The organism is Frankia sp. CcI49 (genome assembly GCF_001983215.1).
Taxonomy (GTDB): Bacteria; Actinomycetota; Actinomycetes; order Frankiales; family Frankiaceae; genus Parafrankia; species Parafrankia irregularis.
The window spans coordinates 17,331-32,335 of record NZ_MOWP01000046.1 but is presented as its reverse complement, the minus strand read 5'-3'; the positions used below and the strand labels follow the sequence as shown (position 1 = coordinate 32,335).

At 69.2% G+C, this 15,005-nt stretch carries 12 protein-coding genes; all 12 read right to left on the bottom strand.

The window, feature by feature from the left end; genetic code table 11:
- Positions 1–212: 212 nt before the first annotated feature.
- A complete protein-coding gene (locus tag CcI49_RS36640; protein WP_076834172.1) occupies positions 213–527 on the bottom strand; it encodes a 4a-hydroxytetrahydrobiopterin dehydratase in 315 nt (104 codons plus the stop codon).
- A 293-nt stretch (positions 528–820) separates the two neighbouring features.
- Complete coding sequence (locus CcI49_RS36635) at positions 821–1,417, bottom strand: hypothetical protein (protein WP_076834170.1); 597 nt, start codon at positions 1,415–1,417, stop codon at positions 821–823.
- A gap of 325 nt (positions 1,418–1,742) precedes the next feature.
- Entirely contained in the window at positions 1,743–2,255 is a 513-nt protein-coding gene (locus CcI49_RS36630) for a hypothetical protein (RefSeq protein WP_083749937.1), read from the bottom strand.
- Complete coding sequence (locus CcI49_RS43910; RefSeq protein WP_241840469.1) at positions 2,252–3,925, bottom strand: hypothetical protein; 1,674 nt, start codon at positions 3,923–3,925, stop codon at positions 2,252–2,254. The genes CcI49_RS36630 and CcI49_RS43910 overlap by 4 nt, the downstream gene beginning before the upstream one ends.
- 155 nt (positions 3,926–4,080) lie before the next feature.
- Positions 4,081–5,232, bottom strand: coding sequence for a hypothetical protein (locus tag CcI49_RS36620; RefSeq protein ID WP_076834168.1), 1,152 nt, complete (start codon positions 5,230–5,232; stop codon positions 4,081–4,083).
- A complete protein-coding gene (locus CcI49_RS36615; RefSeq protein WP_076834166.1) occupies positions 5,229–6,074 on the bottom strand; it encodes a thiopeptide-type bacteriocin biosynthesis protein in 846 nt (281 codons plus the stop codon). The genes CcI49_RS36620 and CcI49_RS36615 overlap by 4 nt, the downstream gene beginning before the upstream one ends.
- A gap of 12 nt (positions 6,075–6,086) precedes the next feature.
- Entirely contained in the window at positions 6,087–7,325 is a 1,239-nt protein-coding gene (locus tag CcI49_RS36610) for a lanthionine synthetase C family protein (protein WP_076834164.1), read from the bottom strand.
- Positions 7,322–10,417 carry a lantibiotic dehydratase gene (locus CcI49_RS36605; protein WP_076834163.1) on the bottom strand — a complete coding sequence of 1,032 codons (3,096 nt, stop codon included), beginning with the start codon at positions 10,415–10,417 and terminating at the stop codon, positions 7,322–7,324. The genes CcI49_RS36610 and CcI49_RS36605 overlap by 4 nt, the downstream gene beginning before the upstream one ends.
- An 85-nt stretch (positions 10,418–10,502) precedes the next feature.
- Positions 10,503–10,697, bottom strand: coding sequence for an FxLD family lanthipeptide (locus CcI49_RS36600; RefSeq protein ID WP_054571360.1), 195 nt, complete (start codon positions 10,695–10,697; stop codon positions 10,503–10,505).
- 74 nt (positions 10,698–10,771) lie between these two features.
- Positions 10,772–11,998, bottom strand: a complete 1,227-nt coding sequence (gene fxlM / locus CcI49_RS36595) for a methyltransferase, FxLD system (protein ID WP_076834161.1) — start codon at positions 11,996–11,998, stop codon at positions 10,772–10,774.
- Between the two features lie 800 nt (positions 11,999–12,798).
- A complete protein-coding gene (locus CcI49_RS36590; protein ID WP_076834159.1) occupies positions 12,799–14,040 on the bottom strand; it encodes an IS256 family transposase in 1,242 nt (413 codons plus the stop codon).
- 359 nt (positions 14,041–14,399) lie between these two features.
- The gene (locus CcI49_RS36585) at positions 14,400–14,888 is read right to left on the bottom strand and encodes a hypothetical protein (protein ID WP_152991644.1); all 489 of its coding nucleotides are present in this window, start codon (positions 14,886–14,888) and stop codon (positions 14,400–14,402) included.
- Between the last annotated feature and the right edge of the window lie 117 nt (positions 14,889–15,005).

Sequence of the window (15,005 nt, the reverse complement as noted above, 5' to 3'; positions counted from 1 at the left end):
CACCTGAACTTGGCCTTTGTCATGTGCCGCCTCAGACCAGCTCGGCACTACTCCTGGCCCTACCGCTGCCTGCGGGGCGTGGGACGTTGCTTAGGTCACCCGGCTGGTCGTCCCAGTAGGTGTGAGTATGGCTCTGGGTGCCTCGAACCCAGGCCGGGCGAACGTGCCGGCAACTCCGCCACCAAGATCTGATCCTGATCCTGACAGGTGTGTCAGAGTAGTTCCGCGCTCTGGGCTTGGGCGATGGTGTCGATGCGCCGCGCGAGATCGAAGTCGGCTGCGGTGATCCGATGCCCGGCGTCGTGTGTGGTGATCCCGAAGCGGATGCTGTCCCAGCGCAGGTCGATGTCCGCATGGTGGCCAATGAGCCGCTCGATGTCGGCGACATGCACGATCAGGGCGACTCCGCCGTGGTAGCGGATGCGGAAGGACTTGGTGATCTCCTGGCCGACTCGGGCCCAGCCGGGTAGCTCGCGTAGCCGGTCCTCGATCTCGTCGTCGGCCAGGGGCGCGGGAATGTCCGGCATGTCAGGTCTCCTTCTCCAGCGCGAAGATCTCGTCGAGGTCCGGCCGACGGCCGTGCCCTTCCACGTTCTGCGGCATGCCGTGGGCCGACGAGCTCACGGCGAAGCCGAACAGAGTTAGTTTCCACCGGCACGTCCGCCACGTCCGCCGCGAGCTGTCCGGCATCGACCGCGTGCTCCAGATCTCCGTTCTGGACACAGACGGTGGCCTGGCGGGCCAGAGACGCCGCGGTCCCGCCGTGATGACAACAGCGGGAGACGGCCCCGCCGCACGTGTTCCGGCCCCGCTTACCCGTTCAACCAGCTGAGGAGCCGGCATCCGAAGGCAGGATGTTCTCGACCGCCAAGGCCAGGCGTTGCACGATCGCGTCACGCCCCTGTCCGGTCGCGTCGGCCAGCCAGCCGATCAGCAGGCCCTCCAGCAGCAGATGTAGCCCGACCTCACGGGTGCGCACCTCGGCGTGCCAGGCCAGTGTGTCTTCCAGGATCTGCACGTCCTCCGGGGGCAGCGGGGTACGCATCCGCACCCCGAGTGTGCGCGGCTGGTTGACCTGCGTGATCAGCTCCATCGCCCGCGCTGGCGTGATGCCTGGTTCGCCGGTGATCGTCAGGGTGCGCAGCCAGCCCTCGGCCAGCTCCCGCGGCGACGGCCGGGGCACTACCGGTCGAACTCCGACCGGCCAGACCCACAGTCCGCCGTCGTCCTCGACACCGGTCACCACACCGAATCCGGCGGCGGCCAGGACATGCCGGTAGCGCTGTTCCTCGAAAGGACGGTCGAGAACGTCGTCGTCGGTGACGCAGCGCACGCGAAGTGCCTCGTGCCTCTCCTGGGCTTCGACGACGAACCCGCCGTGCCGCTCGCCGCATTCGGCACACTCGGCGGCGCGCAATGCGTCCCGGATCGTCTCAGCATACTGTTCCCGCGTGGCGCCCGGCGGGCGGGTCTCGTCGTCAACGGGGGGACCGTGGTGTTCGGGCTTGGTCCTTCTCCGCCAACGCATGATTCACGGGAAGGCCGGCGATCTACGATCGTCGATCACTCTTCTCACCCGGCTACAGCGATCTTGGCGGAGGGACCCGAAGGGGTTGCCCGCCCTGTGGTCGGATAGGGCGCATGACCGGCGCCCGCGAGGCCGATCAGATGATGCCAGCCGACGTCTTCGCCGTGCTCGGCGCTCGTCTGGCGATGGTTCGCTTGTCCGAGCAAAGCCCGGATTACAGGTGTCGCTGTCGCGCTGCCCCGGTTGGCCAGATGACCTGGACGGCGCGTTCGTTCGCTTGGGCGTGAGCGACGACGGCGGCTGTGCCGCCCTGGTCCGCGGCAGCCTGGCCGTCCCAGACTGCCATGAGTAGATCGACGGTGTCGAGGAGTGCCTCGTTCGCGGCCTCGTACGCTGCCCGATCGGAGATCTCGTATGGCAGGACCCGCACGGTGGCGGCCCGACGGACGAGGTCGTCGAACAGAGGGGCGTGGTCGGGTTTGACCTTCCTCGTGCGGTAGTCGGCGGCAGGGATGATCACTTCGAGTGTGCCGCCGATTTCCAGGATGATGTCGGCGAAGATGCTGTCGGCGCCGGCCGCGATGCAGCTGACGCCGGTCAGGTCTGGCGCGTACGGCAGGAGAGCCGCGGTGAGAGCGGCCCGGACGAGGGGGACGGTCGCGGGGGTGAGGTCCATGTGGCCGGTGACACCGATGCGGGTCAAGTCCTGACCTTCCTCACGTCTCATATCTGGGCGGCCGTGTCTTCGGCGCGAAGCATGGGTTTGATCCTCCCGCACAGCTCGGCGATGGGGCGGGCGGATGTTCTGGTTTCGGCGTGCCGATAGAACTGGCCTAGTTTGACCCGGACGCGGCTGGACCGGGTCTGCTCGACCGTTGTCACGGCGGCGTGGCCTAGCCGTGCTGCCTCGTCGAACTCGCCCTGCACCAGTCTGATCTCGGCGTGCCCGAGCTGATCAAGAGCGGTGCTGCGGACACTGCCGACGCCCCGAGCCCGGACGGCCTGGCTCAACCAGGTGGCTGCCTCGTCGGCGTACTCGGGCGCCTGGTGCGCGATGTCGAGGAGGCGACCTCCGGTGACGCCGGCCAGTTCCGCCTGGTCGAAGTAAGAGATCCAGTGCGGTTCAACGGCCGGGTCGACGTCGCGGAAGGTGTCCTGCGCCCGGCCTGTCGCGCGCCGGAAGGCGGAGAGCCGACCTTGCTGGGCGTAGGCCCATGCCTCGCGCGTGAACAGCATCGCACGTACCGCCGGGGTCGCCCGAGGGCCGGCGACGTCCTGCGCGAGGCGGACGAGCTCAAGTCCTTCGGTCGTCCGGCCGAGATAGAACTGCTGCCGCGCCATGCCGGCGAGGATGTTCGCGCAGAACGCGGGATCGTCAGCGGCCTTGGCTGCTCGAAGAGCGAGCAGGTAGTAGCGCTGCGCTATCCCTCCCTGCCCCGAGTCCCAGGACATCGTCGCGGCGGTCTCAGCAAGATCGGCCATCACGCCGTGCAGCCGCTGGGTCAGATCCTGTGGATGCGAGAAGTCGCGAAGCTCGTCCGCGATCTCAGCGAGCTGACCCACGACCGCTTTCCGTCGAAGGCCACCGCCGAACTGGTTGTCCCAGGCTCGGAAGGTTCGCGCGGCCAGCTCGATCTGCTCGATCTCCTCATCGCCGACGCCAGCGGTGCGACGCTGCCCGGCGGGTGGCTCGATGGTATTCAGCCAGCGCTCCGCTCCCTCAAGAAGAGCAGCGCCGACGATCACGTCCGCCATTGCGCGAGCCGCCTCGCGGCGATCAAGGGAGAGATCGTCCCTGGCGATCTTATTCACCGCCTCTGTCGTCGGTACCGTTTCCCACGTCATGGGACCTGCCGTTTCCTCGGAAAGGCGGCCGATGGGACTCGTGCACAGTTCCACCAGCGATCGAGTTCCTCGGGCGGCGGTGGGCTGTACCATGGCGCCGACATCGGTTCTGTCGCTCTGGCGCCTCGTCTGTCCCGACAGTTCTACCGGCTGCGGCCGTGCGGTTCTCGATGTCTTGTCGATGAGGAGCAGGTCGGCGGGGCCGAAATGCTCGCGGTCGTCAAGGTCGATCAAACCGTGGATGCTGGTGCCGTAGACCTCGGCGAGCAGGGCGAGGAGCTGGGGGGTGGGCCGGCGGCGGTTGTTCGGCAGCGGCCAGTTCTCCAGTTCCGACAGCTTCGGGCCGGTCATGGGGGCTGCGCCGTCCGGGTCGAGGCCGGCGCGGGCGGCGTGGGCGTTGATGTGGTTCGCGGCCTGTGTTTGGGTCCAGCCGCGGGCTTGGCGATGGGCGGCGCGGGGGCGGTAGTGGTAGCGGCGGGCGAACTCGACCGCGATCTCGTCGTGCGACATCCCCACAGCACGCATCCGCTCCCGCAGTTCGTCCTGCTCCATCCGCTGACTTGGCTTGGTCGTCACGACGCGTTTGACCCCCTCCGAAGCCAGCTGACCGATCTTCCGTTCCTGATGACTGGAACCATCTCAGGGTAATCCTTCTGTCACGGAACGAGCGGTAAGGGGATCGTGCAACCTCTCCGTCGGCCCGTTGTTCAGCTTGGCGTTGTTGTGCACTCGCAGCGCCTGGCGTGCTGGCTCAGATGTCCGCGTAGCTGGGCTTCGGCGGAGTTCACCGTGTCCATCAGGTCGCCATACAACGGTTCGGGGACGCTGCCGGAATCGAGCCCGGCGGCACGGATGACATCGGTCAGGGCATGGCGCTGCGTCGTCGTCATCGACTCCTGGAGGCGGTGTGCGAGCGTGTCGCGGGCCGTGTACGCGTCCTTGAGCGCACCCGCGATCAGCGCCCGGCGTAGCGCGTCGATGCACGGATGGTCGTGGCCGTCGGCGAGGTCGAGCGCGATCATGCTTGCTCGGGCACGGAAGACCATGGTCGAGGGGTCGGACTGCCGCATCAGTGTGAGTGCGGCGGTGAGGAGCGGGGCGATCTGCGGGCCGGTGTCGGTGCCGGCCTGTCGCAGGCAGTACACCCGCAGGATCGTTTGAACCGCCTGTTCCCAGGGCTCGGGGGTGGTGCTCTGGTCGACCAGCGCGGCGGCCTGCTCGGTGTGCCCTGCCTGGGCGAGTGCCAGGACGGTCGCTTGTCGGCCGTCGAGGAGCCGGCGGCCGACTCCTCTGTGGGCCGCGGCTTGTTCGGCGGCTTCGTGCCAGCGCCCGGCCCGTGCCAGCGCCCGGACTCCGTCCGCCAGGAGCGCCGTCCAGGTCAGGGTGCGCATGGTCCGATGGTCGTCGGGGGCGCAGGTGACGTTGCGGAGACTGATGGACCGTCCGTCGATCAGTGCGCTGGTCTGCGTGTGCGCGGCCTCGTGCAGGGCCTGGAGGATCGCGTAGGCGCGGTTGCCCTCACCGTCGCGTATCCATTGGCGCGGCAGGTTGAGCACCGGTTGGAGGGCGAGTTCGGCGGCCGAGGCGGGCAGGGGGCGCGCCTGATCGAAGACCATGTGTTGGCGCCAGCACAGGTCTTGGGCGAGGTCTGGTTGTCCGGAGTCGGAGGCGATCAGCGCCGCCTTGTTGCAGATTTCGGCGGCTCGGACGAGTGGGAGGCCGTCCGCTGTCCGTGCGGCCAGACTTTGTAGTTGTCTGACTCGGTCTTCGAGGGGGAGGCCGGGTGGGCGGGGGCGTTGGACCAGCGGGAACCAGGCGAGCAGGTTCTCGTCGGCCGGGTCTGTTCCGATGTTCGTCATGCCGGTTCCCGATCGTGCGGCTGGTGATCGGAGGCGGGGTCGTGCCCGAACACCACGGTCTTGGCGGTGTGCGCGAGGACGGCCTGCGCCGTGTGGGGAAGGCCGTGCCGGTTCCAGGCGAAGATGATGTGGTGGGCGAGGACGGCGCGTAGGCCGCGGCGTAGCCGGCCGTCGGTGGCCAGGGCGGCCAGTTCGGTTCCGGCGGCGGCGAAGGCGCTGGTCCAGGCGGTGAAAGCCGGCGGCAGGGTGTCCTTGGCCAGACTGTCGGTGTCGATGCTCATCAGGCGTCGCAGGCCGTCGTGCAGGGTGCGGAGCCTGTCGTCGGGGGTGCGCTCAGGTGGTTGCCGGTGCTCGGCGACTCGCGCCCACACGTCGCCTTCCTCGTACCAGTCGAGCCCGGCGGCGCGCAGCAGGTGCGAGCACAGCAGGACCGACAGTTCACGGCGGCGCCGGTCGGCCGGTTTGTGGCTGGTGCTGTTCAGGTAGGTGAGCAGGTGTCGGCTGTCGAGGTGGAAGAGCCGGTGGGCGGTGTCCATGCCCTCGGCGCCGCCGAAGGCATGGCTTTCTGGTTCGTAGATGGTGGACGTGGCGTCCTGGATGCGGCGTGGCTCCCGGAGATCGGCGAGACGTGTGTGGACGTACGCCTCGGCCGCTCCTGCCGGCTGGTGGGGCAGGTAGCGGATGCGCCAGCATGGCGCCTTGCGCACGAAGAACCAGGAGGTGATGAGCCCGTCGGTCTCGGCGGTGTCGAGCAGAGGGGCGAGGTGGTCCACGGCGGTGCCCTCGGCGTTCGCCCAGTCGGGGAAGGCGACGTTGACCTGCTGCCAGGTGCGGTTGTCCATGTCGGCTCCTGATCAGGCCAGAAGGAGGAAGGCGTCCCAGCCCGACGTCGGGGCGGCGCCGGTGCCGGCGGTGTGCAGGGCGAGGGCGGCGCCGGCGGCGCCGTCGAGAAGTTCGGGGTCGCGCACGGTTGTGCCCATCTGCGCGATCAGCCTGGCTGACAGGCCGGGGAGTTCGGCGGTGATCTGGGGATTGTGGGAGTCGGTCGCCATGCGCCAGGCGGACTGGAGTAGACCGGCGGTGCCGTGACACAGGCCGATCTCGGTGAGCCGGTCGAGTTGCGCCTGATCGCGAAGTGCCGCGAGGAGCGCGTTCTCGGCGGCTTGCTGGCGTGCGGTGTCGCGCAGGGCCATGCCGGCGAGCTGTTGGGCGCGGGCGGTGCCGCTGACGCCGTAGCACCAGGAGGGGCGGGGCCGCAGGGCCGCGGCGACCCTGCCTTCGCGGACCTGGCGGAGGGTGATGAATCCGGGCCACCAGCAGCCGGTGTCGCCGTGCTGGCACCAGCGGTCGGTCCAGGCACAGATCCGTGCGATCGCCTCGTCGGTGCCACGGACCGGCAGGCCGTGCAGGTGGGCCAGGGAGAGCAGGGCGAGGACGGCGCCGATGCCGTGCGCGAGGCCGACGTTGCCGTGTCCCTGGGGGAACTCGGGGCTGGGTTCGCCGTTGGGTGCAGAGTCCGTCCACCAGGGTGGGAGGTCGTCCCTTCCGGTCAGTGGTTCGGTCAGTCTGACCAGGTACGACAGCAGTTCGCCGGTGATCGGGTGATCGGGGTGGCGGCGCAGGTGGTAGACGCCGACTCCGGACAGGCCCCGGATCAGGTCGAACTCCTTCATCGCGGGCCGCCGACCCTGCTCGATGCGGGTGTGGGCCGCGGCGAGTCGGGTGCGGGTCATGGCGACGACGGCCAGATCCAGATGGGCGAGGGCACGGTGGTACCGGCCCGATGGTCCGGCTGCGGTGTGCAGGGTGAAGGCCAGGGCCGGAGCGCCCAGGTACAGGCCCGCATTGGCCGCCGCGGTCAGGTCGTCGGACGCGGCGGCGGACAACCAGGCGTGCGCGGTGCTCCAGTCGCCGTGCCCGAAGTGGGCACGTTCGATGTGGAGCAGGGCGACGCCCGCCGCGCCGCCGGCGAGCGACTGCGGCCACGCCCTTCCCCCGGCCGGTCGCTGGGCGGCCCAGGCGGTGTGCGGGTCGGCCAGTGCTTCGGCGACGGCGTCAGCGGCGGCGAGCGCGTCCGGATCGGAGCTGGTCATGATGGGTTCCTCGTGCGCGCGGTCCAGCTCAGTGCGGCGGCGCGCGCCAGGTGCAGGCAGGCGCGTTCCCCGGCCAGGCTGACTCCGGCCATACGGACATGGTGAAGATGCAGAAGATCAGGCAGTAGGGCGCTGGGAGCCTCCGCGCGGGTTTCCTGGAGGACGTGTCGGTAGGCGGCGAGTGCCTCGCGCCGGTGCGCCCAGCAGGAGAGGACGCGTTCGCCTCCGGGCTGTGCGGCCAAGGCGCGTGGGTCGGCCGGGTTCGCCAGGGCGACGGCCTGCTGGTACAGCGTGCGGGCCGGGGCGGACGACTCCGTCCGGGTGTGGCTGATCAGCCAGCGTGTCGCCTCGGCGGTGTCGCCGATCAGGCCGGTCACGATGTCGACCACGCTGGCGGCGGTCAACGCCCGACGGTCGGGCCCACTCTTCTCCCTGGAGGCGGCGAGCTGGGCGAGGGCCGCCGCCGAGTCGGCGGCGAAGTACGCCTCCGCGGCGTCCATCGCGGCGGTGCCCCCGAAGCGCGAGGTCTCGGGGAAGTAGGTGTCCCACTGCGCGCGGGAGATCAGGCCGGCGCGGCGGAGCCGCTGGGTCCAGGCGCCGATCCGGTCGGCGGTCGGCGCCACACCGTCGGCGGTGACCGCGAGCCGCAGGCGCAGATGGTCGTCGGGGTCGTGGTAACGCAGGAACCACCACCGAGCCTCGCCCGTGGCCTGCTCGTTCAGCTCGTCGACGAGGTGCGGCAGATGGCGGGTGAGGATGTCGTCCTGGCAACCGAGGCCGGCGTAGAGCTTGACCGAGAACCGTGCGTCGCAGCCCGGCAGATGCCCGTGATCACGGCCGACGACCTGCGCCCGGCTGAGCCAGCCCGGTGACGCCGCCGGCGCGGCGACCGCTGCCAGGGGTACGACGATCTCGTGGGCATGCCCGCCGACCCAGCCGGCCGCGTCGGTGCCGGGGGCGGCGCGCAGCAGCGCGGCGCCGGAGCGCTCGAGGTGGGAGCGCAGCAGTACCCGGTGGGCCGGCTCGGACAGGTCCAGTCCGATGCGCTGGTCACCGTCGCCGAGATAGACCGCCGAGGGGAGGTTGACCTGCTCCCGCCAGCTGGCCAGGGCACGATCCCACTCCGTCCAGCCGGCCGCGGAGCCGGGCAGGTCCGCGGCCCCCAGCAGCCAGCGCGCCGGCGAGAGGACCGTTCGTCCATGCCTCAGCGCCGGCAGGAACGGCAGCCGAGCCGCGACCCCCCAGCCGAAGGGGGCGCAGGGAACACTCAGCGCGGCCGGTGCCTCAGCGAGAAAACGCGCCAGCGGATGCGCGCGTCGCACCGGCTCCACCGCGTTGAGCGCCACCGGTTCCACCAGCTGGCGACGGGAGAGCGAGAGCAGATAGATCCGGTGCACATCGGCCGTCACCACGATGTCGTCCAGCGACAGCGAGCCCCCGCCCTCACTGTCGTCGTACTCACCGAGGGACAGCCGGTGCGCCATGACCTGGGGGGCGCGTCCCACCGTGTCGGTGTTCGTGTAGCGGGCGGGCGCGGAGATCTGCACGCTCAGCGCGTCGCGGCTCGCGGTGGGAAGACCCGCGTACAGCGCGCGCATCCGCGCATCGTCCTGCGCGTCAAAGAGGTCCAGGAATCGTCCGGTCGTGGTGCCGGCTCTGCGCGACACCCCGACGACCGCGAGCGTGAACGCGCCCTCGTCGAGCGAGCGGGTGCGCGCGGCGTGGACGCGCAGGGTGAGTTCCGTGGTGGGCTGAACGCGGGCGTCCTGATCGACGACCGTGAGGTCGCTGATCATCCTGTCGTCGAGGACGATCTCCCGTTCGCGGCGCAGCGCGGCGTTCTGCGCCAACGCCAACAGCTTCGCGTCCCGATCGGTGAACGTCACGCCCACGGGTGGTGCGGGACTTCCGGCATAACCGGCGGGATAACCCAGTCCGATCTCGGGGTCGACCGCGTCGAGAACGGGAACCAGAGCGCACGGCCCGTACCGTTCGAGGAACCGGCCATGCCAGGCGTCCCAGCCGGAGCTGAGCGTCGAGCGCCGCGCCAGGCGCACCAGCACGCCCGCCGCCGCGGCGGCCTCGGCCGCGACCGAGCGGGGCACAGCAAGCGCCCAGTCCATCCGCAGATCAACCCGGAGTGCCGGCTCCGCCGAAGGGTGGACCTCAGCCATGTCCTGGCCGAGGCGCTCGCGGCTGCTGCGCGCGACGGCCCAGCTCGACGCGCTGTCATGGTTCCGCAGCCCATCGACAATCCTGTTTAGGCGTTCGGCGACCCGGGCCGCCTCGGCGGTGACCGGCGCGCCGTCCAGGGTTGCCTGGAGCACATCCACGACCTGATGGAGAGGGTCGGTCGCCGTCATCGGAGGCCGCAGGTTCGTGAGCAGGAACCGCTGCGCCACCAGATCGGCCAGAAGTCTGTCGACGACGTCGGCCGGGACCGGAGCGAACTCGGACGCGAGCCTGGCCGCGAGGTCGGAGAGCCGCACCGAGCGGCGGCTGATGCCCATTGCGGCGCGGACCGGTGCGTGCGCCCGCACCTGCACGCGCGTGGGGGCACCGTCGGTGCCTTCTCCGGCACGGTGCTCCAGCACCAGATGGCCGTCCCGCTCGAACACGAGGTTGTTCGCCACCACATCCAACCGCGCTCGGACGGCCGGATCGGCTTCCAACCGGTCGACCACCGCGCAGAGCCAGCCAGCCTCGACCCGCGCGACGGCACGGTGCGCCGCGCCTGCGCGCACGGAGGCGTGGTCAGCGACACACGCTGGCGCGACCCCTGCGAACAGGCCGAACGGCGTCGCGCGTCCCGACGCACGAAGCAGGTAGCGCATCACCGACAGCACGGCGCGCCGCACCCCGGCCTCGGGCACCTGGCGTCCGTCGCGGATCTCCCGAACGCGGCGAGCGAGAACGGGGCTGGCCTGCTCCAGCGCCGTCTCGAAGGCGCGATTCTGCATCACCTGCCGTAACCAGAGGCGCCAGGACTCTGGTAAGGCCGCCGGTCCGACCAGGTCGGGCCATCGCTCGACCGCGTCCACGGCCGGGTTCACCGCGGCACGCACCACCAGGAAGTCGAGATGCTGATACACCAGCCGCTCCGCAGTCGGGCGGCGTCCGTCCGGCCGCCGAGGCCGGCCGGACGGACGCCGCGTTCTCAGGTCGTCGGTGCGCTGGTTACGGGCAGGTGGTCGAGCAGGCCGACTGGCACGTCGTGCCGCAGCCGTCGTCGGTCATCCGGATGAGCCGGTCAGCGGCCGGTCCGGACTCGACGATCGAGACGTCCAGGTCCCATGTGGTGAAGTCCTCCTCCTGGTCCCGCCGCGCCTGCGGGGGCATGGTCAACACCGGGTCATCGAGCTGGATGGGCATGAAGACCTCCTGGGTTGTGGTGGTGGTGGTGGTGCGATTCCGGCGCCCGGACATCCGTTCGGGAGCGCGGAAACTCAGGGCCAGCGGACAGCGACAGCGCCATGCCGTTTCGGCACCAGCCCCACGAACGGCGCCGGCGTCCCTGCGGCCTTCGGGACGTACTGGATGCGGGCGGCACCGGAACGGCGGTGATCGCTGGCCCACCGGCGGAGCAGTTCCACGTAGTGCTCGGCAACGCGGTCAGCGTCGGGACCATGCGCGACGACGCCGCTCTCGAACCCGCCGGTCTTCTCGTTCGGGCGCTTGGTGCGGTAAGCGAAACTGCCACCGTTGACCAGCGTGGGAACACCTCTGGCGGCCGAGGGCGCGAATCGGCCGTTCTGGACCTGTGTCTCGTCTACATGCAGCTGTGCGACCTGAGGGAAATTCGTCACGAGGAAGAGTTCCAACTCGTCAGGGAGATCGAAGGCCGCTCCGGACCAGCGTTCCAGTTTCGGCGTGTCCAGCGCGTCGCGCAGCCCCTCGACGTCGAACTCCTGGGACGGGTCGTCGACCCGAAGCACGACCTCGTCGGTAATAGGCACGAGCCTTTCGCGAAACGTCCCGAGCCCCTGCATCGGGACGAATCCGCACAGGCGATAGCTGCGACTGACCAGACCGACGTCACCGTCCTCGTCGACCCAGTCGAACGCGATCGACCGGGTCAGCCCCCGCAGGCGGAGCGGCACGACGAGCCTGCCGTCGTTCGTGAGCTGCTCCTGCCAGGCTGGTGGGATGTCCCAGGCCCCGGCGGTCACGATGATCCGGTCATAGGGTGCTCTTTCGGGTACGCCGGCCTCGGCGTCGGCCGCCACGACTTCAACATTTCGATAGCCGGCCGCGCCCAGACAGGCGCGGGCCCGGCTCACGATCTCCTGGTCGATGTCGACGGACGTCACCGAGCCGCCGTTACCGACCATCTCCTGGATGAGGGCGGCGTTGTAGCCGCCCGAGCCAACCTCCAGGACACGCATGCCCGGTTCAAGTTCGGCCTGCTCCAACATGACCGCCTGAATGTGCGCGGCGGACAGCGAGCTGAGCGCCGCACCGTTCCCATCACGTTTGATCACAAGTGCTTTGTTCGCGGCGTAGACCGCCTCCAGCGGTTCGTCGGGTGCGAAAAGGTGCCGAGGCACCCTGCCCACAGCTGCGGCCACCTGCCCAGTCTTGATCGCGTCCCCCGTGGTGCGAAGCTGGTCCACCATCGCGGCACGCAACGTGGCCGCACTGTCGGTGGCGCTCGAATCTTGGACTGAAGTCATTTTTCGACACCTTAATGAGACGGGAAATGGCAGTCTAGGTCGCTCCTCTGACCCAGAATATGGAAGTAGCGATGAGCTAGGTGAAGGGAATGCTCTGATGATGTGTCGGCGGCAATGTCGAGTACGGCCGGGTGAGAACGACGCGACTGGGTCCCTGTCTGTCCAGCGCCAGCCCTTCCGGACGCCGACTCTCGCGAATGGTTCGATTGGGAAGACGTACCGCACCGGTGGATCGGGTCGGCCATCCGCTTCGCGGCTACGGCCACGCCGGGTGCGTAGGTAGTACAGGTGATGTGCTCGAAGCCGGTACCGGCCCCATTGACCCGACGCAGCTTCCCCGGTCGGCCAGGGCAGACCGTCGGCGAACGCCGATCGTCCCAGGGCTGCGGGGGGACGGCGAAACGCGCGCCCGCGGATTGGGCGCGAACGCGACACAAGGACATGATCATCTCGCTTCCCTCGGGTGGTACGGCCCGCGCACCGATCAAGATCGGTGGATGCTGCGTATGGCGCCACGCCACGATGGCTGGAGCCCGGGGGGCAAGTCATTCCCACCACGACGAAGCTTCTCTTCGGCTCCCGAGAGACACCTGACCTGCGCAGACAGTGGTGTTAGGATGCATCTATCCGGCGTGATCATGCCGATTCGTTCGGCAGGCCCGCCGGCCTCGACCTCGATCACCTGTCTGGGACCACGGCGACCTGAACCTGTTCCCGCGTTCCGACGGCGTCTGGTCCGGCTCGGTCACGTCCGGGGGTGTGGTGTACGGAGAGTGACTCCGCGTGATCCCGATGGAAGGTTATGCGGCGAGGGCTTCGGGCGTCACGCTGATCTCGGGTGTGTCGGATGGGTTGTTCGCGGCATCGACTTTGGCGAGGACTTCCACACCGAAGTAGCGGTGGGTTTCGATCCACTCGTCGTGCTGTTCAGCGAGAACCGCGCCGACGAGACGTATGATGGCTCCGCGGTCGGGGAAGATGCCCACGACGTCGGTGCGTCGCCTGATTTCCTTGTTCAGGCGTTCCTGCGGGTTCGAGGACCATATCTGCCGCCAGATCTCCCGTGGGTAGGCGGTGAACGCGAGCAGGTCTGCTTTCGCTTCGGAGAGATGTTCCGCGGCACGAGGAAGTTTTTCGGTGAGCCCGTCGACGACCCGGTCGAACTGGACGACGACCTCGTTCGCGTCGGCCTGATCGAAGATTGTTCTCACGACGGTGGCGACCCAGGGCTGCGACGATTTCGGTGTGAGGACGAGGAGGTCTCGCAGGTAGTGGGTACGGCATCTCTGCCACGAGGCGCCGGGCAGGGTCGCTCCGATCGCGTTGACCAGGCCGCGGTGGGCGTCGGAGGTCACCAGCCGCACCCCGGACAGGCCACGGGCGACCAGGCCGCGGAAGAACGCCAGCCAGCCGGCGCCGTCCTCGCTGCTCACGACGTCCAGGCCGAGGATCTCCCGGTGCCCGTCGCCGTTGACCCCGACGGCGAGCAGACAGTGCACGTTGATCACGCGGCCGCCCTCGCGGACCTTCATCGTCAACGCGTCGGCCTGCACGAACCGGTACGGACCGGCGTCCAACGGTCTCGACCGGAACGCCTCGACCTGGCCGTCGAGATGCTTCGCCAGCTCGGACACCTGTGACTTCGAGATGTGCGCCACCCCGAGCTGCTCGACGAGTTTGTCGACACGGCGGGTGGACACCCCGAGCAGATACGACGTCGCGACGACCGAGATCAGTGCCTGTTCCGCCCGCCGGCGGCGTGTCAGCAGCCATTCCGGGAAGTACGACCCGGTCCGCAGCTTCGGAATCGCGAGATCAAGTGTTCCGGCCCGGGTATCCCACTCGCGCGGCCGGTAACCGTTACGGCGATTCGTGCGATCCGGTGATATCTCGCCGTATTCGGCGCCACAGGCACTGTCCGCCTCGGCGCTCATCAACGCCTCCGCGAACGCCTTCACCATCGAGCCCAGCAGATCAGGACTCGCCGCCAGCAGTTCCTTGCCGAGCCCTTCGGTATCGGTCACAGTCGGACGCACGGCCATCGCGTATCTCCTCATCGAGTCGCTTTCGCAGGTTTCTCGTGAGGATCACGCGGTGGTCGCTCTACGTCACGAACTGCCACGCCGGCGAGTCGTTAGACGATCACGATCCGTACACCACGTCCGTGGACTCCACTGTCCGGCTCCACCGAGGATGCGGCTCCTTCGCTCGACCCGCACCCTCTCCCTGCTGAGCCTGAGCGGACGGCTACGGGCTCGGCCGGCAGCAGCAGGAGGCGGCCCCCGGCCTCAAAGCTGATCGACTGCCGGTGCCGGCCGCGTCAGGGCAGGCGTACCGCTGTCCTCGGCTGCGGCGGCTAGGTGTGCGCTTCGGCCTTGGTCTGGCGACATGTGCCGGGCGGCTACGGCGTTGGCCAGGGGCTCCGCCGACCCGCGTCCGGACTGGCGGCAGGTCGCCTCTCCTTCGAGGTGCCCGCGACATCGGCCGATACGGACACGCACGAGCTCGCCATCGCTGCCGCCAGGTCACGGGGTGCGGTTCGCGGTGATGTCGCGGTGTGCGGGGCGTTTATCGGGCGGGGGACGGCTCGACGCTCGTGGACGCCACTGCTCGGTTGGTGCTCAGCGCCGCCGTAGCGCAAGTGGAAGATCATGGCGGCGATGTCGACCTGGTTCCGGGCCTCCTCGGTGCTCAGGCCGAACTGTGCCGCCTGGTCGTAGGCATCCAGCGCCGAGCACAGGCCGGTCCATTCTGGTGCCGTCGGGGCGACAGGCGGGTCGAAGGCGGCGAGCAGGTCCGCCAGCCGCGCTGGCGGGAGTATCTCGCGCATCCTGGCGAGCAGCACGATCGGGCGGAGTGCGGGTGGGACAGTGCGGGGGTGAGGTGACATGCGGGCCGTTTCGCCGTCGCGGGTCTGCGGTCGCGCGGACGCCTCGCCGGAAGAGGCCGGCGGGCTGATCGCAAGGCGCAGTCCACTGAGATCGGATTCCTGTCGAGTGCAGTGGGT